The following is an 18,438-nucleotide window of genomic DNA, read 5'->3' on the forward strand; positions in this document are numbered from 1 at the left end:
TGGTGTCCCTCCGTATGGCGTCAACATGGGCACCTCGGACGATGGCCGGGTCAATATCACCGATGGTGCCAAGGTTGCTGCAGTCAGAGCCTTGCTCGACAAGGCGTGAGGAACGCAGCGCGGTGGCAAGGTGTCCCTCCGTATGGCGTCAACATGGGCACCTCGGACGACGGTCGGGTCAATATCACCGATGGCGCCAAGGTGGCTGCAGTCAGAGCCTTGCCGGATCGCGGTTAAGCAGTTCGCCGCCGTTGGTCGGCGTTCATCCGCTTCCTGTGTGAAGTTCCTCCCACTGACGGGGAAATCAGGGGGGCCTCCGGCAGCACCCCGGCCAAAAGTCTGATATTATCCCGCCTCTTTACTACATGGATCTGGAGCAACATCTCAATGTCCCAATACGACTCTATCGAACAGAAGGCCAGCTATGGCATCGGCCGCAACATGGGTGATCAGCTGGCGCAGCAAGCTTTCGCCGGTCTGGATATCCCGGCCCTGCAACAAGGCCTGGCAGATGCCCTGAATGGTCTGGAGTTCGCGGTCAGCCGTGACGATATCAATGATGCCTTCCAGGTGATCACTGCGCGTATGCAAGAAGAGCAGGAAGCCGTTGCCAAGGCCGCAGCTGCTGACGGCGAAGCCTTCCTGGCTGACAACGCCAAGCGCGACGACGTGAAGGTGACTGATTCCGGTCTGCAGTACGAAGTGCTGGTAGAAGGCAACGGTGCCGTTCCGGTAGCCGGTCAGTCCGTTCGCGTGCACTACCACGGTACCTTCACCCACGGTGGCGTATTCGACAGCTCCGTCGCCCGCGGCCAGCCGGCTGAATTCCCGGTGACCGGCGTGATCGCTGGCTGGGTTGAAGCGCTGCAGCTGATGCCGGTTGGTTCCAAGTGGAAGCTCTACATCCCCCACGACCTGGCCTACGGTGCCCGTGGTGCCGGTTCCATCCCGCCCTACTCTGCACTGGTATTTGAAGTCGAGCTGCTGGACATCCTGTGATCCTGCTGGCTTGATGCAAACGGCGACCCTCGGGTCGCCGTTTGTTTTTGGGGCTTGGTGATAGACAGCATTTGTCGCAACCAGCGGGCTGGAGAGCAGAAAATGGCGGCTCTTTTGCGCCATTGACTGGTTTTTTCAGAAACGGGAACAGGCATACTGCGACTCATTCGACAGGAAAGGAGAACCCGATGAGCAAGAAGATGAAGAAGGTAGCGGGGCTGGCCCTGTTGCTGCTGAGCATTCCGGCCAGTGCCGATGCCATGCGCTGCAAGAACGCCCTGATCACCGAGGGAGACACCACCGCCGAGATGCTGCTCAAGTGCGGTGAGCCGATGTTGCGCGAAGAGCTCAACCGCAACGAGGAGAACCAGTTTGGCAACATGGTGCAGGTCAAATATGGCGAACGTTGGACCTACAACTTCGGCAAGAACGAGTTCATGCGCTTCGTGACGGTGCGCAACGGCATCATTACCGACATCGAAAACGGCCCGCGCGGCGAGTAGCCGGCGGGCAAAGCATGGATACACCACAGACAGTAGGGCAAGACCCTTTGACTCACATGTCCGGCAAAGGCGCGCTGTGACGAAGCTGGCTGACGGCCTGATTGATCTGGCGAGCTAGTCTTAGCCGCTGGCGGCAGGTCAGGCCATGGAGGCTGATCCTGCCTGCGTTGAATTCAAATGTCCCCAGCGACTCGATGGCAAAATAGCCTCGGTGAAAGCTCTTGATGTAGCGAGCGATCTGCCGTGGGGATAACTGCTTGAACATCTTCATCACAAGGTTCCTGATTGCCTGGACAGGGCACACTATGGTGTCGGTCGATGACACTGAGATGACGGTTTGTAAAGATTTGCATGAATCCTTATTTTGCTGATGGGCTCGGCAAATTGACGGCGTCATCGAAAAAGTTGTGCCATGGCAAACCACCGCACCGATATACTGCGGGCAGTCGAATGGAACGAACGAAAGGGCCTGCGCGTGGAATGGGTTGATGTGGTGGACGGGAATAACCGGGTGATTGGCGTGGCCGAGCGAGCCAAGGTGCGGCGGGAGAATCTCTGCCATCGCGCCAGCTATATTCTGGTGCTCGACGACGCGGATCGGATCCTGGTGCAGCGGCGCACCCTCAGCAAGGATTTCTGCCCCGGCATGCTGGATGCCTGCGCCGGTGGCGTGGTCACGACCGGTGAGGAGATGGAGCTCTCCGCCCGGCGCGAGCTGGCCGAAGAGCTGGGTATCGCGGATGTGCCTTTGCAAGGATTTGGCAGCTTCTACGCCGAAGGGGAGGGCTACCGGGTCTGGGGCGGCCTCTTCAGTTGCCGCTATCAGGGGCCGTTGCAGCTGCAGGCCGAAGAGGTGAGCGCGGTGCACTGGATGAGCCTAGCCGAAATTGCCGAGCGCGCCAGCGAGTTTACCCCTGACTCCCTGCTCGCCATCGCCACCTGGCAGGCGAGACGCTGACCAACTTCAGACATTCTCCTCGCCAGAGACAAGACGGGCAGCCTGATGGCTGCCCGTTTGCATTTGTGCATCTGTTTGGGTTGTTACACCAGCTTGAGGCGCCGGTTGGTGCGCCCGCAAGCGCTCGGCTTGGCGAGCCAGTGCCCTTGCCAGTCGGTGGCCAGTCGTAGCAGGGGATACTCCAGATCGAGCCTTGTCACCACCAGCTGGCCGGTCTCGTCGCCACTCACGGGGTTGCCGCTGGCGGGATCGATGATCTCGACGATGCAGCTCTCGTTGACGATAAAGCCCTGACCGGGCTGACTCTCGTAGGCCACCACCCCCACATCCTGCCACACCAGACAGTTGAGGGCCGCAATGCCGTGAATGGCGCGCAGCGGTGCCGTTTCGGGATGGGTTGCTTCGCACAGTAGGGCACGGCGCAGCGAGTCGCTCGGGATCTCCGCCGCCTCGGCAGCCTCCAGCAGGTCGAGCAGGGTCACCAGCGGGCCGACATAGCCGGTGGGTTGATAGCGCAGCAGTGCCTCCAGCTGGCGCTGGGTATCGTGGGGCCCGCAAGGTACCACGGGGGCACCCAGCTGACGGGCGCCGTTATCGAAGATAAAGGCGGTGGGGCCGGCGTGGTAGTCGTGGCCGTTGAGCATCACTTCCCCCGCCTTGAAGCCGGCGGCAAACAGCGCCCGGGCGGCGCCCCACCAGTCCGCCCCGGCATATTCGGGGATGGCCAGCTGGCCCGGACAGGAGAAGACCCGCAGTGCCTGACTGGCGGGACGGCCAGTGAGACCGGCGAAGGGGGGGTGAGCCTGCTGGGCGGCAAACAGCTCGGTGCTGTCCAGCAAGGGAAGGGTGGCCAGTTCTGCCAGATCCTCGAGGTGACACTGGCGATAGGCGCTGGAGTAACCGGCGCAGTACTGACTGACATGGGTCAGCTGATGATTGAGCTGGTCCAGTTGCTGCTGCTCGCGCATGGCAGTGGGACGAATTTCCAGACCATCGTAATAGTGTTGCATGGGGCCTCCTGGCGCCGTGAAACCTGCTCAAGAGTAGTCTGCTCGAGGGTAAAATGCCTGCCGCTATCCGTGGCCCGGCTCCGGGCTCCGGTTAGGCGGCGTCATGACTCTGGGATAAACTGGCCACTTTCCACTACGACTCAGGATGAGAAGCCATGATTGCTGTAGGACAACCCCTGCCTGCGGGCGAATTTACCTTTATCACCGCCGAGGGCAAGCAACTGCGGGATAGCCACACGCTGTTTGCCGGTAAAAAAGTGGTGCTGTTTGCCGTGCCCGGCGCCTTTACTCCCACCTGCTCCAATGCCCATCTGCCGGGTTACGTAGTGCTGGCCGACCAGTTCATGGCCAAAGGGGTGGATGCCATCTGTTGTCTCTCGGTCAACGACGCCTTCGTGATGAAGGCATGGCAGACTGCCCAGAACGCCGAGGCGATCACCATGCTGGCGGATGGCGACGGCAGCTGGACCCGGGCGTTGGGCCTTGCCAAGGATACCGGCGCCTTTGGCGGCGTGCGTGCCCAGCGCTTTGCGTTGATCGCCAATGATGGCGTGGTTGAGCAGCTGTTTGTGGAGGCGCCCGGCAAGTTCGAGGTCTCCGATGCCGCGAGTCTGCTGGCCGCACTGTGAAATGTTAATCGCCGTTTGATTTCCCCTTGAAATGGGAGGTCGGCCAGTTACACTGGGCCACTTTTGTGGCAGGAGCCAGGCCCCGAGCCTGGCTCTGCTGTTTGCTGGCGATGGGATGGAGAGATTATGACCTTGGCTTTTGTTGCCCTGATTGCCGGACTGGCGCTGCTGGTCTGGAGTGCAGACAAATTTGTTGATGGCGCAGCCGCCACCGCCCGTTATGCGGGGATGCCGCCGCTGCTGATCGGTATGGTGATCATCGGTTTTGGCACCTCGGCCCCGGAGATGGTGGTCTCGGCACTGGCCGCCTCGCAGGGCAATCCCGGGCTGGCGCTCGGTAATGCCTATGGCTCCAACATCACCAATATTGCGCTGATCCTGGGTCTGACGGCACTGATCAGCCCCATCGCGGTGGCTTCTCAAGTGGTGCGCAAGGAGATCCCCATCCTGCTCGGCATTACCCTGCTCTCCGGTGCCTTGCTGATTGATGGCCATCTGGGCCGGATGGATGCGGCCATTCTGGGAGCCGTCTTCGTCGTTCTGATGGGCTGGTCCATTTGGGCTGGCATGAATGGCAAGGGGGATGCGCTGGATGCGGAGACTGCCGAGGATATCGAGAGCGAGGGGATGTCCCTCAAGAGCGCCATTCTCTGGCTGGTGGTCGGGCTGGTGCTGCTGATCGGTGCGTCCCGTTTGCTGGTCTGGGGGGCGGTCACCATCGCTCAGGCGCTCGGTATCAGCGATCTGGTGATTGGTCTCACCATCGTCGCTATTGGTACTTCGCTGCCGGAGCTGGCCTCGTCTCTCATCGCCATTCGCAAGAACGAGCACGATCTGGCCCTTGGCAACGTGCTGGGCTCCAACCTGTTCAATACCCTGGCGGTGGTGGGGATTGCGGCGGGTATTCACCCGCTCGATGTGGCGCCGGAAGTGCTTACCCGTGACTGGAGCATCATGATGGGGCTGACCCTGTTGCTGCTGGTGATGTGTCTGGGCCGCAAGGGGCAAGGGCGGATCAACCGGCTGGAGGGGGGCGTGCTGCTGACGTGCTTTGTCGCCTATACCGGTTGGCTGCTGACCAGCCAGTTTATCTGATTGGTGCCGGTGCAATGAGAGAGGGGGAAGCTTAAGCTTCCCCCTCTTGTTTTTGCCCAGTGAACCTGTTGGCGAGCGAGCGGTGTGCTCAGGCAACCGCCACCAGCTTCTGCCCCTTTTGGCTGCTGTCCAGAATCAGGATGCTCGCCTTGGGGAAGAAGTTGAAGGTGGAGGCCGATGCCCAGGTGTAGGCGCCCATCACCTTACCCACCACCAGCTCGCCGATGGCGAGCTCCGGAAGCATGATGCCATCGCGGATCACATCCACGCTGTCGCAGGTGGGGCCGGAGAGCACCGAGTTGTGCTGCTCGCCGCTGGCATAGGGGGTGCTCACCGGATAGGTGACGTGGTCATAGAGCTGGCCGTTGTAGCTGCCGTAGAGGCCGTCATCCAGGTAGTACCAGATCTTGTCGCCGCGGTGGGCCTTGCCCATCACGCTGGAGACCGAGGTCATGGCTGGCGCGCTGATAAAGCGGCCCGGCTCGGCAATCTTCTGCACGGTGGCAGGCAGCTTGGCCAGCGCTTCGCGGATCGGGGCGCAGAAGCCGTCGATATCGAACTCGCCCCCTTCATAGTCGACCGGGAAACCACCGCCGATATCCAGCACCCAGGGTTTGAGCCCGAGCGCCCAGGCCTGTTCCATGATCTCGCGGCAGGCGTCGATGGCTTGCACATGGCGCCGTGAGTGGGGGACCTGGGAGCCGACGTGGAACGACAGCCCCATCACCTTGAGACCCTTGGCGTGCGCCAGTTGCAGCAGCGGCAGCGCCTGCTCCGGGGTACAGCCGAACTTCTTGGAGAGATCGACCTTGGTCTCGGGGTTCGGGAAGCTGACCCGCAGCAGCAGTTTCACTTCGTCCTTGTAGGGAATGAACTTCTCCAGCTCCAGCGGGTTGTCGTAGACAAACACGGTGCAGCCGTACTCCAGCGCATAACGGATATCGCTGTCGCGCTTGATGGGATGGGTATGAATGCAACGTCCCGGGCGAACCCCCTGACTGCGCACCAGATCCACTTCGCCATTGGTGGCCAGATCGAAACAGGCCCCCTCTTCCTTCAAGACAGAGACCACCGCCTCGTGGGGCAGGGGTTTGAGTGCATAGTGCAATCGTACATCGGGCAGGGCCGCGGACAGCGCCCGATACTGTTTGCGGACGGCTGCCTTGTCGAGCAGCAGCAGGGGGGAGCCGAACTGTTCAACCAGCTGACGGTAATCTTGTGCGACCACATCTTTTGCAACCAGGGTCTCGTTCATTCTCTTTTGGTCATCCTTAGGGGGCGTGATATGCCCAAGCCATATGCGATTGAACCGGCGACGGCCGGGTCAGGCGAGCGGTCCGGTGGGACCAACCGAACACAGTGCATAAATTGATGGCAAAGTGCTTGGTTATGCGCCGGATTATCGGCTTATTGATTCTGTGTGCAAGCATTTTGATTGGATATGTTGGCGAGATTTTCTTGGCGAAACGAGAGGGAGCACTGTTCTCTATCCGGCACTTTTCCGTTTGGGCCACATGTCATCTGCGAGTACCTAACTTGTTGATAGTTAACTAACATTTAACATCCTCGCCGATGTTCCGGTGGCAACAAAAAAAGTACAAACGGGGATAGCCAAGTGCGAGACAGCTCACATTTTTTGGATTAACATGCCAGCTTCCTAATCCAAACTAGTTCGGATGAAGGTAGCAGGAGAGCGATGGGGGACCATCCACCGAAGAAGTGAATCTTTCAGGTACCGGGCAACCGGTGTGGACTGCTACTGGACGATACTCTGGAGAGACCCGTTAAATCGGGCGCCGAAGGAGCAAGGCACCATGACTACCCGCAAGGGCAGGCTGGCGCCGGAAACTCTCAGGCAAAAGGACAGAGGGGATGGGATGGTTGTACCTGGGCTTGGAACTGTTCACGATCTGTAACGAGAGGTCGTCAGCAAGGTAAAGAGCAGCGCAGGAACCGGAGTGTATGTAAATACATGAGGCTTCCGAGCAGCGCATGAGCCTTGATCACGGCCTCGCAGTAAGAGTGTGAACACGTTCTTGGCCTGCATCCGATCGCCTCTGGCCGATCGCGACACCTATGGGAAGATCATCCTTCTCCTCCTTAATCTTTGTTTTTTAAGGAGGATGCATGCCATCAATTCAATCGGCGTTAACCGCCATCGATAGTTTTATCTGGGGTCCACCCCTGCTGATCCTGCTGGTCGGGACCGGTATCTATCTCACCCTGCGTCTGGGTCTGCTTCAGGTCGTGCGTTTGCCGCTCGCTCTGCGTCTGGTCTTTGGTCGCGATCAGGGGCAGGGCAAGCAGGGGGATGTCTCCAGCTTCGGTGCCCTCTGCACCGCCCTCTCTGCCACCATTGGTACCGGCAACATCGTCGGGGTTGCCACTGCCATCAAGCTCGGTGGTCCCGGTGCCCTGTTCTGGATGTGGATGGCGGCGCTGTTCGGCATGGCCACCAAGTACGCCGAGTGCCTGCTGGCGGTCAAATACCGCGAGCAGGATGCCAACGGCCAGATGGCTGGTGGCCCTATGTACTATCTGGAGAAGGGGCTCGGTTCCAAACCGCTCGCCAAGCTGTTTGCCCTGTTCGGCATCGGTGTCGCCTTCTTCGGGATCGGTACCTTCCCGCAGGTCAATGCCATCTCGGACGCCATGAGCCTCTCCTTCTCGGTGCCCCGTGAAGCGACTGCCGTGGTGCTGACCCTGATCGTGGCACTGGTGACCCTGGGGGGCATCCAGTCCATCTCCAGCGTGTCGAGCAAGGTGGTGCCCTTTATGGCCATCTTCTACATCGTCGCCTGTCTCGGCGTGCTGGTGAACAACGCCAGCGCCTTGCCCGATGCCGTCATGCTGGTGATCGAGAGTGCCTTCACCGGCCATGCGGCGACCGGCGGCTTCGTCGGCGCCAGCATCATGCTGGCCATTCAGTCCGGGGTAGCGCGCGGGGTCTTCTCCAACGAGTCTGGGCTGGGCTCTGCGCCCATCGCGGCAGCAGCGGCCAAGACCGACTCCTGCGTGGAGCAGGGGCTGGTCTCCATGACCGGCACCTTCATCGACACCATCATCATCTGTACCATGACCGGCCTGACCCTGGTAGTGACCGGTGTGTGGGGTGGTGACTTGAGCGGTGCGGCCATGACCAGTGCCGCCTTTGCGCAAGGACTGGATGCCCATATTGGCCAGTATCTGGTGAGCATTGGCCTGCTGTTCTTCGCCTTTACCACCATCCTGGGCTGGAACTACTACGGCGAGCGCTGCACCGAGTACCTGTTCGGGGTGAAGGCGATCAAGCCCTATCGCCTCATCTATCTGGCGCTGGTGGCGAGCGGCGCCTTCCTCCATCTGGATATGATTTGGTTGCTGGCGGATATCGTCAACGGTCTGATGGCGGTGCCCAACCTCATCGGCCTGATTGGCCTGCGCCATGTGGTGATCGCCGAGACTCGCGCCTACTTTGGCCGCGACTGCGATACGGAGTCAGAGCCCGAGCCGCAGACGGCCTGAACGCCTCCTCTCGTTCCACGTTCGCCTTGAAAAGAACAAGCCACGACTCGGGTCGTGGCTTTTTTGTGCGCGGCGCTATTTCCATGGACGGGCGTGTTCCCTCTCCCTCCGGGAGAGGGTCAGGGTGAGGTGGACAGTCCCTCGCTTAGCAGGTTATCCAGACGTGCTCGCACTTTCTCTACCAACGCCTGGTTGCCACCACGCCAGCCAATGCAGCTTGCCAGTGTGGTGGAGGTTCCCGCCATAAAGCGCAGTTCGCCGCCCGCCAGTTCGTAGAAGCGGCTCGCCATCCTGGTTCCCTCATCCACATCACCGGCCACCAGCAGCATGGCTTGCGCCAGCACTGCGCCCTGGTGACCCTGCCCCGGCGACAGCCAGCGCTGGGCGGTACCGGTGATCTTGCGTCCCCCGATCACCAGATTGTACTGACCATCGCAAAAAGAGCCGGGCACGAAGTCATAGCTTCCCGCAAGGCCGTACTCCGCCAACAGCGTCAGCAGCGGTGCCCCCAGCAGCCGGTAGTAGTGGGCGAGATCTGTGGTGGTACGGGGCAGTAACAAGGAGAGGTTGAGAATGCCCGCTCCGTGAGGCACGGCGGTGCCGCCGCTGTCGCGCACATGCACCGGCCAGCCTTCAGCGGCAAGTTGCTGGCAGGCGGCTTCGTAATGGGGGAGCCGGGTATCCCTGCGGGTGACAATCAGGCATTGGGGCGCCTGCCAGAGGTGAGCGAGGGGCTGACCGTCATGGGCACAGTCGCGCAGCCAGTGCTGCTCTTGCGCCAGTATCTGTGCGGGTGAAGCGGTATCGGGGAGGGGAGATAGCAGGCGATAGGGCATGGCGGCATCCTCAAAAAGGGCTGCCCAGCACACTACCCGTGGCGACTGGCAAGGTAAAGCCCCGCAGTGCGGGGCTTGGGTTTGCTGGCTGTGGGCGACGTCTCAGGAGTGACGCGCTTCGCGCTTGGGCAGCAGCAGGTTCATCACGATGGCGGTGATGCCACCGGTGGCGACGCCGTAGGAGAGTACGCTTCTGGCCAGCTCCGGCAGGTGTTGCAGTACCTCCGGCACCTGGGCGACCCCCAGTCCCATGGCGAGCGATACCGCCAGGATCATCAGGGCGCGGCGATCCAGCTCCTCGCGGGCGATGATGCGCACCCCGGCAGCGGCGATGGTGCCGAACATCACGATAGTGGCGCCGCCCAGCACGGGCTCGGGGATCTGCTGTACCAGGCTGGCGACCGCCGGGAACAGGCCGAGCAGCGCCAGCATGGCGGCGATAAAGAGGCCGACATGGCGGCTGGCCACCCCGGTCAGCTGAATGACGCCGTTATTCTGGGCGAAGGTGGACATGGGGAAGGTGGAGAAGACCGCCGCCAGCATGGAGTTGGCGCCATCGGCCAGTACGCCACCCTTGATCCGTTCCATATAGACAGGCCCTTCCAGCGGCTCGCCGGAGATATCCGAGGTGGCGGTCATGTCGCCGATCGCTTCGAGCGCCGTCACTACGAAGATGATGGCGAGCGGCACGAACAGCTGCCAGTCAAAGCCGAGACCGTAGTGGAGCGGAATGGGCACCATCACCAGCGGACCATCGAAGGTGGGGGGGCTCACTTTGCCCAGCAGCAGCGCCGCGGCATAGCCTGCCAGCATGGCGATCATGATGGCGGAGAGGCGCAGCCAGGGGTTGCGACTGCGTTGCAGCAACACGATAAGGCCAAGCACCAGCAGGGAGAGGAAAAGGTTGGTGTGGCTGGCGAAGCTGCCATCAGAGAGGGCCGCATAGCCGCCGCCCATGCTGATCAGTCCCACCTTGATCAGGGTCAGGCCGATCAGCAGTACCACGATACCGGTGACCAGCGGGGTGATGATCCGTTTCACCAGATGGAGGAAGCGGCTCATCACCACTATGGTCAGAGCGGCGGCCAGCATGGTGCCGAACAGAGTGCCCAGCAGATCCTCGGTGGGCATGGCCGCCTGTTTGAGGGCGAGACCGGAGGCGATGATGGGGCCGAGAAAGTTGAAGCTGGTGCCCTGTACCGAGAGCAGGCCGGAGCCGATGGGGCCGAAGCGGCGGGTCTGGATGAAGGAGGCGATGCCGGACATGACCAGCGACATGGAGACGATATAACGGGTGTCGGCGGCAGGGAGGCCGAGGGCATTGGCGATAATCAGGGGCGGGGTAATGATGGCGACAAACATGGCGAGCATATGCTGCAAGGCGGCGAACAGGGTCTGGGGCAGGGGTGGGACATCGTCTATGCCGTAGACCAGTTCGCTATGGGCTCGCCTGGGGGGATGTGCCTCCGGGGTGATGCGTGTGGCAGCAGCCTGTTCCATAAGTACCTCGAATTGTGTGGGGAGGGGGGAGAAAATTGGGCGCTATTGTAGTGATTGAAATGACACTGACCAGCGCTAATTATGCGAAAAAAGGTTTATTTTTTGATGGGTTGAAACGTTTGCGCGCGGCGATTATCATCTGTCGGTTTGTGTGACCTGTCTCACGGTTTAATTTCCCCTTGCCCCCCCCCGCCTCGGTGTAGAATGAGCCCTCTGTAGTTGTGTGGAGATTCTGGTGCTGAAATTGGCGGAGTTCTGGAGTGCCAAGGTTCACTCCGAAGACTTTACTCGTACCCGCATGGGATTTATGACGGTGCGTTTGCGCCTGCTTACCTGTCTGTTGATGATCGGTTTGCCGGCCTGGGCGGTGGTGGATTGGGTCACCTTGCCCGCCATCCATTTCGAGCAGCTGTTCCAGGCCAGGATCTTCTGCACCCTGGCGTTGTCGCCGCTCATTCCGCTCTCTTATCTTATTCATTTCAAACGGGAACGGATGAAGCTGGCCCTGGGCTACCTGATGGCCGTGATGATGCTCTTCTCCCTCTTCTGCCTGCACAGCTTTGGCGCAGAGCAGGAGCTGCAGGCGGGTTACGTGGCCTTTCCCTATCTGCTGATCACCCTGTTTGCCATCTTCCCCATCCCCCTCTCCCTCGGTTTGCAACTGGCAGGTGTGGTGCTGGTGACCATGCTGCTGGGCCACTGGCTGTTGGTGGGCCAGAGTATCTGGAGTCAGGCCACCCTGAATCAGGTGTGGGTGCTCGGCATGTTTACCATGGCCAGCTGCTGGGTGCAGTGCGGCCAGCTCAACATGCTGCTGCGGCTCTATCGGGAATCCACTACCGACGAGCTGACCGGCATGATGAACCGCCGCTTGCTGATGAAGCAGCTGGAGCAGGCCAGAGAGAAGCTGAAAGCCAAAAAGAAGCCCTTTGCTGTTATGTTGCTGGATCTCGATCGCTTCAAGCGGATCAACGATATTTACGGCCATCTGGCGGGGGATGCGGTGCTCAATGAGGTGGCTACCACCCTGGGCGAACAGCTGGAGCCCGACATGGTGCTGGGGCGTTATGGCGGCGAAGAGTTTGCCATCCTGATGCACAACTGCGGTGATCCGGTGCAGGCGAGCCGGGTGGCGGAACGGCTGCGCATTGCGGTCGAGGCGCAGCTGGTGAAGAGCCCCACCTCGGATGAACTGCTGGAGGTGACGGTGAGTATCGGCATTGCCATGGCCCGTGCCGGAGACACCATCGATATTCTGATCAACCGCGCCGACGAGTGTCTCTATCAGGCCAAGATGGCGGGACGCAACTGCGTGGTGGTCGAGGGGCAGAACAGCGGAAAAACAGATGCCGCCTGAGGGCGGCATCGTGTTGGCAAGGTGCCGGTGAAATCAGGCCAGCTTGTACTTGCCGGAGAGCTGCTGGGCCAGCAACTTGAACATGTTGAAGACCGCCATGGTCTTGCCGGTCGGGGTGCCATCTTCGGCCAGGAAATACTCCCCCTTGAACACCAGAATATCCCCCTTCTGCTCCACCGAATCGGCGCGCATACCGTGGATGAAGTCTTCGTGGCTCTTGATGATCTTGTTGGCCATCTCAAGCAGGGCAGTCTCGGTGATCAGCTCTTTTTGTGGTTGCATGCTCGTCTCCTTAAACGACTACTGGACAGGGAAACCGTGGATCCCTGCCTCTGATTGAAGAGGCGCCCAGCATACTGCAAACAGGGTTTTTCTGTCATTGATATGACCCCGATTTGTGGCTGTTTATCCGATCACCAGATTCTTCAACCAGCGGCGCTGGCGAATGCGGCGCTGCACCAGCAGCACCTTGCTGAACTCCTCCAGCAACACCACCGCCACCACCCAGGAGAGGGGCCAGCCGAGCACAGTGACGGCCACCCAGGCGAGCGGGATGCCGATGCACCACATGCCGACGATATCGATGAAGATGCTGTAGTTCACATCGCCGCCGGAGCGCAGCACGCCGATGATCCCCACCATGTTGAACACCTTGAGCAGCATCCCCAGACACATGATGCCGAGCACCTGTCCCGCTTCTGTCATCAGCTCGGGGGGCAGGTTGCCGACCCATTGCAGCAGGTTGGCTTGCAGCAGCCAGACCGCGATCCCCACCAGCAGCGCACCAATGGGGGCTAACAGCAGGAACAGCTGGGAGTGCTGCCAGGCTACCTCGTACTCCTCGGCGCCGAGCCGGTGACCGAGCAGGGTGGAGCAGGCCACCGCCAGCCCGAAGAAGAGGGAGATAAGGATGCTCTCCAGGGTGCCGAGGGTAGTCATGATGGCCAGCGAATCGGTGCCAAGATGGGCGTAGAGAAAGCCGTAAATCAGCATGCCGAAGGCCCAGAGCCCGTCATGGAACAGCAGCGGCAGGGCGATCAGGGTAAAGCGCACCACCTCCTTGCGTTTGAAGGCGGCCAGCCAGTCATTTTTTCGCGGGATCAGGCGCGCCTCGTAGCGTCTCACGTAGATCAGCAGCAGGGTCGTTTGCAGCAGGCGCGAAATGGTGGTGCCCCAGGCCGAGCCGGCTACCCCCATCGCCTCGAAGCCGAAGTGACCGAAGATGAGGGCGTAGTTGAGGATGATGTTGGCGATGATGGCAATAATGCCGATGCGGGTTGGTGCGGCGGCATTGCCGACCGAGCGCAGGGCTGACTCCAGCGGCACCACGATGGCGGTACAGAGGATGGTGGCGCCGGTGATCATCAAAAACTGGTCGGCGAGGGCGCGCAGTGCCGGATCCTGACTGGCAAAACCCAGCACGCTACCCGGCGATAACACATAGATGAAGGCAAAGGGCAGGGTGACCAGCAGGGCGCCCACTATTGCCAGTGCCAGGGAGCGGCGAACCCCGGCCATCTCGCCGCGCCCGAAGTATTGTGCTGCCAATACCGAGACCCCGCCCGCGAGGCCCGCTATCACCAGCAGATTGAAAAAGAAGACCCGGTTACCCAAGCCGACCGCCGCCACTACCGTGGTGCCAAGCTGGCTCACCATCATGATATCGATGAGGCCGAGCAGGGAGAACATCATGGACTGCAGCGAGACAGGCAGGGCCAGCCGCCACAGTCGGGTCATGAACTCGCGATCGGTGGTTTGTTTTAAAATCGCTTGCCAATAATTCATTAGTGTTAACCGGGTTTGAGAAAAGCAAGGTTTGTCATGGGTATGATAGGGGCATGTCGGGGCGTTCTCACTGTGAGTGCCTCTCGATTTTCTTGTGCAAAACTATCCTGTTGAGGTGTTATGCCATTTGCCAGCGAGTGTCTGGAGATAGCACCAGCCTGTGAAGAGCAGATGCTGGGACGTGAAGGGCTGCCCCTGCTCGGCGAGGCGGGGATCTTCCTTAGCGGGCTTTCCAAGATCCGCGATCACTACCTTATTCGCCGCAATCGCCCCGAGTTTCACATCCTGATGGTGAGTCATGACGAAGGGGGGGCGCTGCTCACCGACGAGGGGAAGCAAGCCATTCCGGCCGGGTCGCTGATTTTCCTGCCCGCCGCCGTGCCCGGCGGTCTCAAGCTGATTGGCGAGCGCTGGCAGATCAGCTGGATTTTGCTCGATGATGTACCGCGCTGGCAGCATCTGCACCGCCTCGGTCACCGTATCTGGCAAGGGGATGGCGGCGATCAGCTCTACCACCTGCTCAGCCTGATGCAGGGGGAGGGGGTTCGCTCCCCGCTGCAGCCCCAACTGCTCAGCCTGTTATTGGCGCTGCTGGAGCGCACCCTGCAAGGGGATGTGCGCGGCACCCCTGAACTCAGATTGCAGGCGCTGTTTCGCCGGGTGGAGGCGCGCCTGGACGAACCCTGGCATGTCGCCCTGCTGGCCGAACAAATGGCCTGCTCCGTGCCCCATCTGCACCGGCTTTGTCAGCAGGCGTTTGGCATGGGCCCCATGGCCAAGGTAACCGAGCTCAGAATGAACAAGGCGCGCCAGCTGCTGCTCTATACCAACTGGCCACTTGGCGAGCTGGCGGCCCGGGTCGGTTACAGCGATGGGGCCAACTTTGCCAACCGCTTTCGTCGTCTGACTGGTCAGACCCCGGGGGCATTTCGTCGACTCGGTCGCAAACCTTTTGCAACGGATATGCAAACTCTTTGAAATTAATGACACAAGCCCCTAGGATCGGCGGGTTCCTGCGTCTAGCTAACCGTTTAGGTACCAAGATCCATGTTTGAAGATAATAACCAGAAACGTCCCCTCTACATTCCCTATGCCGGTCCCGCCCTGCTGGAGACCCCCTTGCTCAACAAGGGCAGCGCCTTCACCAGCGAAGAGCGCAGCAACTTCAACCTCGAGGGCTTGCTGCCCCAGAATATCGAGACCATTGAAGAGCAGGCCGAGCGCGCCTATCGCCAGTTCATGGCGTTTGGCAACGACATGGACAAGCACATCTATCTGCGCAACATCCAGGATACCAACGAGACACTGTTCTACCGTCTGCTGCACAACCACCTGACCGAGATGCTGCCGGTCATCTATACCCCGACCGTGGGCAAGGCGTGTGAAGAGTTTTCCAACATCTATCGCCGCGCTCGTGGCCTGTTTATCTCCTATCCGGACAAGGACAGGATCGATGACATGCTGCAAAACGCCACCAAGCAGAACGTCAAGGTGATCGTGGTGACCGATGGCGAGCGCATTCTGGGTCTGGGTGACCAAGGCATTGGCGGCATGGGTATCCCCATCGGCAAGCTCTCCCTCTACACCGCCTGTGGCGGCATCTCGCCGGCTTACTGCCTGCCGGTGGTGCTGGATGTCGGCACCAACAACCAGCAACTGCTGAATGACCCCTTCTACATGGGCTGGCGCAATCCGCGAATCTCCGGTGAAGAGTATGCAGAATTCGTCGATGCCTTCATTCAGGCGGTCAAGCGCCGCTGGCCAGACATTCTGCTGCAGTTCGAGGATTTCGCCCAGAACAACGCCATGCCGTTGCTCAACCGCTACAAGAACGAGCTCTGCTGCTTCAACGATGATATTCAGGGCACAGCGGCGGTGACGTTGGGCAGCCTGATTGCAGCCTGCAAGGCCTCCGGCGCCAAACTCTCCGAGAAGCGGGTGGCTTTCCTCGGCGCGGGCAGCGCTGGCTGCGGCATTGCCGAGCAGATCGTGGCGCAGATGAAGGCCGAAGGGCTGACCGATGCACAGGCTCGTGGCCGGGTCTTTATGGTGGACCGTTTCGGTCTTATCACCGACAAGATCCCCAACCAGCTCGACTTCCAGCGCCGTCTCTCCCAGCCGGTGGAGCGGATCAAAGACTGGCCGGTGGGGGACAATATCTCCCTGCTGGAGGTGATGGAGTACGGTCGCCCGGACATCCTGATCGGGGTTTCCGGCCAGCCGGGTCTGTTCACGGAAGAGGTGGTCAAGACCATGCACAAGCACTGTGCCCGTCCCATCATCTTCCCGCTCTCCAACCCCACCTCCCGGGTCGAGGCGACCCCGGCTGACCTTATCCGCTGGACCGATGGTCAGGCGCTGGTGGCCACCGGCAGTCCGTTTGCGCCGGTGGAGCACAAGGGCAAGCGTTATGTCATCGCCCAGTGCAACAACTCCTTCATCTTCCCGGGGATTGGCCTTGGCGTTATCGCCTCCGGCGCCACCCGGGTGACCGACGCCATGCTGATGTCGGCCAGCCGTGCGCTGGCGGAGTGTTCACCGCTGGTGAAAGGGGAGGAGGGCTCGCTGCTGCCGGATCTTGCGGATATCCATCAGGTTTCCCGCTACATCGCCAAGATGGTTGCCAAGACCGCCATGCTGCAAGGCAAGGCGGTGCAGACCCCGGACGAGGTGATCGATCAGGCCATTGAAGCGAACTTCTGGCATCCGGAATATCGCCGCTACCGCCGCACTTCGTTCTGATTTCTGCAAAAAGACGCAAAGCAAAAGGGATGCCTCGGCATCCCTTTTTTGTGCACCTTGCACAGAGCTCCTCTCACACGTCTGGCTGCTCTCTTCGTTTATTGTTCGGCTGGCTGCGCGGCAGGGGCCTCGGGGGCCCCCTGAGTGCCAGTGACCCTGACCTCTACCCGGCGATCAGGTCCAAGGCAGTCGATCAGCGCGGCTTTGGCCTTGATGGCATCACACTGGTTGCCGGTGACCGGGTTGCTCTCGCCATTGCCCTGAATGCTCACCTTGTCGGCGGGCAGCCCCTTGCCGATCAGGAAGTCGGCGACTGTTTTTGCCCGCGCCTCGGACAGCGCCTGATTGTTGGCATCCGAGCCGATACGGTCGGTATACCCCATCACGACCGCACTGCCATCCTTGGGCTGTACATCGACGATCTGCTGGTAGAGAGCGTCCAGCGCGCTCATCCCTTCCGGTTTGAGATCGGCCTTGCCAAAGGCGAACAACACGTCGGAACTGAGGTTGAAGGTCTGATCCACCACCTCGGGTTCAACGGGTGGCGGAACCACGACCGGAGCTGGGGTGGGGGCGGGCTCGGCAGGTTGGCTGCGGTTCGGGTGGATCACCAGCTCCAAGGTGGCGGTGCTGACGTCGCTGACCCAGCGCTGGGTACCGCTGTTGGCTTTGCCGTTATCCGGATCATCGCCAACGCGCACTATGTAGCGGTAGCGCGCCTGCAGATCGACCCAGTCATGGAGCCGCGCCGTCAGGCCCAGGCCTGCCAGCGGTGCCAGGTTGTCGTCCCCGCCGTTGACTGATTCGACGTGATAGATATAGCCACCGCCCTCGGCAAACACCGAGAACATCTCGCTGAGCGGCAAGCGGCCAATCACTGACAGGGTTGCCCCCTTGCTGTTGAAGTCATGGCCGCTGATATCCCAGTCTCCGGTGGAGAGATAGCCAATCTCGGCTCCCAGATTTTCCGTGAAGTTGTAGCCGCCAAACAGGGAGAGCGCAGTCGCATCCTTGCTGACATCCTGACTGAAGTCATTCAAATCGTGCGCAATGGCCCAGCCACCGCCGACCCCGGCATACCAGTCGTGAACCGGTACCGCTTGTGCGCCTGTGCTCGCCAATGCCAGTGCAATCCACACAGGTTTTACTCTTATGTTCATCGCGTATCCTCGTCGATGTTTGGTGTAGTGGGGATTTTTGTTAGTAAAACCCCACACTTATTTATAGGTGACGGGCTGCTTTTAACCACTCGGGAGGTGTGGATAGTGGCAATAAGTGAACCCATGTCACTGAAACGATGCGGGAGGGAGGAAGGTGGTCTGCGGTGAGTGACAAAAGAGCCAAAAAAAGGAGGCCATGTGGCCTAATGCCAGTCAGTTAAGCCTGACTGGCATTGTTTTTATTGGCTTTTTTCACACTATACCTCTGTGGCCTTGGCTTCACGCAGCGGGGGTAACTTCGCTCCCTTCGTTCCGGCAGCACAAACTGCCCCGCTTGTTTCTCCAGCTCAGCCACCCGCT

17 protein-coding genes, 2 pseudogenes and 1 riboswitch are annotated in these 18,438 nt (G+C 60.5%); of the genes and pseudogenes, 10 read left to right on the forward strand and 9 right to left on the reverse strand.

The window, feature by feature from the left end:
- Position 1: 1 nt before the first annotated feature.
- From BN1115_RS16600 to BN1115_RS16615, 3 genes and pseudogenes are all read left to right on the forward strand, one after another.
- Positions 2-109 (forward strand): annotated as a pseudogene (locus BN1115_RS16600) (copper homeostasis protein CutC); the annotation flags it as partial.
- A 278-nt stretch (positions 110-387) separates the two neighbouring features.
- Positions 388-999: a BamJ family beta-barrel-assembly machinery protein gene (gene bamJ, locus BN1115_RS16610; protein WP_042658018.1), complete on the forward strand. Its 612-nt coding sequence runs from the start codon at positions 388-390 to the stop codon at positions 997-999.
- 188 nt (positions 1,000-1,187) lie between these two features.
- Positions 1,188-1,502 (forward strand): DUF2845 domain-containing protein, encoded by a 315-nt coding sequence (locus tag BN1115_RS16615; RefSeq protein WP_033135134.1) that lies wholly within the window; start codon positions 1,188-1,190, stop codon positions 1,500-1,502.
- Between the two features lie 52 nt (positions 1,503-1,554).
- On the opposite strand, the gene BN1115_RS16620 is transcribed toward BN1115_RS16615, so the two are convergent.
- The gene (locus tag BN1115_RS16620) at positions 1,555-1,773 is read right to left on the reverse strand and encodes a DUF1107 family protein (RefSeq protein WP_033135135.1); all 219 of its coding nucleotides are present in this window, start codon (positions 1,771-1,773) and stop codon (positions 1,555-1,557) included.
- A 204-nt stretch (positions 1,774-1,977) separates the two neighbouring features.
- On the opposite strand from BN1115_RS16620, the gene yfcD reads away from it, so the two are divergent.
- A complete protein-coding gene (gene yfcD / locus BN1115_RS16625; RefSeq protein ID WP_033135220.1) occupies positions 1,978-2,460 on the forward strand; it encodes an NUDIX hydrolase YfcD in 483 nt (160 codons plus the stop codon).
- An 83-nt stretch (positions 2,461-2,543) separates the two neighbouring features.
- Here yfcD and BN1115_RS16630 read toward each other — a convergent pair whose 3' ends face one another.
- The gene (locus BN1115_RS16630; protein WP_033135136.1) at positions 2,544-3,470 is read right to left on the reverse strand and encodes a phenylacetate--CoA ligase family protein; all 927 of its coding nucleotides are present in this window, start codon (positions 3,468-3,470) and stop codon (positions 2,544-2,546) included.
- 155 nt (positions 3,471-3,625) lie between these two features.
- Here BN1115_RS16630 and BN1115_RS16635 point away from each other — a divergent pair, with 155 nt between their 5' ends.
- Together BN1115_RS16635 and BN1115_RS16640 are read left to right on the forward strand one after the other, a co-directional pair.
- Complete coding sequence (locus tag BN1115_RS16635; protein ID WP_042658019.1) at positions 3,626-4,099, forward strand: peroxiredoxin; 474 nt, start codon at positions 3,626-3,628, stop codon at positions 4,097-4,099.
- Between the two features lie 126 nt (positions 4,100-4,225).
- Entirely contained in the window at positions 4,226-5,194 is a 969-nt protein-coding gene (locus BN1115_RS16640; protein WP_042658020.1) for a calcium/sodium antiporter, read from the forward strand.
- A gap of 88 nt (positions 5,195-5,282) precedes the next feature.
- Here BN1115_RS16640 and BN1115_RS16645 read toward each other — a convergent pair whose 3' ends face one another.
- On the reverse strand, positions 5,283-6,449 hold the full coding sequence (locus BN1115_RS16645) for a type III PLP-dependent enzyme (protein ID WP_042658021.1): 1,167 nt from the start codon (positions 6,447-6,449) through the stop codon (positions 5,283-5,285).
- 506 nt (positions 6,450-6,955) lie between these two features.
- Positions 6,956-7,071, forward strand: a riboswitch (glycine riboswitch).
- A gap of 250 nt (positions 7,072-7,321) precedes the next feature.
- Between BN1115_RS16645 and BN1115_RS16650 the strand changes: the two genes are divergently transcribed.
- Positions 7,322-8,698, forward strand: coding sequence for an alanine/glycine:cation symporter family protein (locus BN1115_RS16650; protein WP_042658022.1), 1,377 nt, complete (start codon positions 7,322-7,324; stop codon positions 8,696-8,698).
- A 119-nt stretch (positions 8,699-8,817) separates the two neighbouring features.
- On the opposite strand, the gene BN1115_RS16655 is transcribed toward BN1115_RS16650, so the two are convergent.
- Both BN1115_RS16655 and BN1115_RS16660 read right to left on the reverse strand, forming a co-directional pair.
- Positions 8,818-9,534, reverse strand: coding sequence for a lipoyl protein ligase domain-containing protein (locus BN1115_RS16655; RefSeq protein WP_042658023.1), 717 nt, complete (start codon positions 9,532-9,534; stop codon positions 8,818-8,820).
- A 102-nt stretch (positions 9,535-9,636) separates the two neighbouring features.
- Positions 9,637-11,034, reverse strand: a complete 1,398-nt coding sequence (locus tag BN1115_RS16660) for a nucleobase:cation symporter-2 family protein (RefSeq protein WP_042658024.1) — start codon at positions 11,032-11,034, stop codon at positions 9,637-9,639.
- Between the two features lie 235 nt (positions 11,035-11,269).
- On the opposite strand from BN1115_RS16660, the gene BN1115_RS16665 reads away from it, so the two are divergent.
- Positions 11,270-12,391 carry a GGDEF domain-containing protein gene (locus tag BN1115_RS16665; RefSeq protein WP_050070525.1) on the forward strand — a complete coding sequence of 374 codons (1,122 nt, stop codon included), beginning with the start codon at positions 11,270-11,272 and terminating at the stop codon, positions 12,389-12,391.
- 33 nt (positions 12,392-12,424) lie between these two features.
- On the opposite strand, the gene BN1115_RS16670 is transcribed toward BN1115_RS16665, so the two are convergent.
- Together BN1115_RS16670 and BN1115_RS16675 are read right to left on the reverse strand one after the other, a co-directional pair.
- Positions 12,425-12,673: a YciN family protein gene (locus BN1115_RS16670; RefSeq protein WP_042058875.1), complete on the reverse strand. Its 249-nt coding sequence runs from the start codon at positions 12,671-12,673 to the stop codon at positions 12,425-12,427.
- Positions 12,674-12,796: 123 nt separating this feature from the next.
- Entirely contained in the window at positions 12,797-14,176 is a 1,380-nt protein-coding gene (locus BN1115_RS16675; protein WP_042658025.1) for an MATE family efflux transporter, read from the reverse strand.
- Between the two features lie 120 nt (positions 14,177-14,296).
- Here BN1115_RS16675 and BN1115_RS16680 point away from each other — a divergent pair, with 120 nt between their 5' ends.
- Both BN1115_RS16680 and BN1115_RS16685 read left to right on the forward strand, forming a co-directional pair.
- On the forward strand, positions 14,297-15,154 hold the full coding sequence (locus tag BN1115_RS16680; protein WP_042658026.1) for a helix-turn-helix transcriptional regulator: 858 nt from the start codon (positions 14,297-14,299) through the stop codon (positions 15,152-15,154).
- A 69-nt stretch (positions 15,155-15,223) separates the two neighbouring features.
- Positions 15,224-16,918: an NAD-dependent malic enzyme gene (locus BN1115_RS16685; RefSeq protein ID WP_042658027.1), complete on the forward strand. Its 1,695-nt coding sequence runs from the start codon at positions 15,224-15,226 to the stop codon at positions 16,916-16,918.
- Between the two features lie 98 nt (positions 16,919-17,016).
- On the opposite strand, the gene BN1115_RS16690 is transcribed toward BN1115_RS16685, so the two are convergent.
- Both BN1115_RS16690 and BN1115_RS22405 read right to left on the reverse strand, forming a co-directional pair.
- The gene (locus BN1115_RS16690) at positions 17,017-18,078 is read right to left on the reverse strand and encodes an OmpA family protein (RefSeq protein ID WP_042658028.1); all 1,062 of its coding nucleotides are present in this window, start codon (positions 18,076-18,078) and stop codon (positions 17,017-17,019) included.
- A 217-nt stretch (positions 18,079-18,295) separates the two neighbouring features.
- Positions 18,296-18,438 (reverse strand): annotated as a pseudogene (locus tag BN1115_RS22405) (IS4 family transposase); the annotation flags it as partial.

Source organism: Aeromonas allosaccharophila (assembly GCF_000819685.1).
GTDB classification, from domain to species: domain Bacteria; phylum Pseudomonadota; class Gammaproteobacteria; order Enterobacterales; family Aeromonadaceae; genus Aeromonas; species Aeromonas allosaccharophila.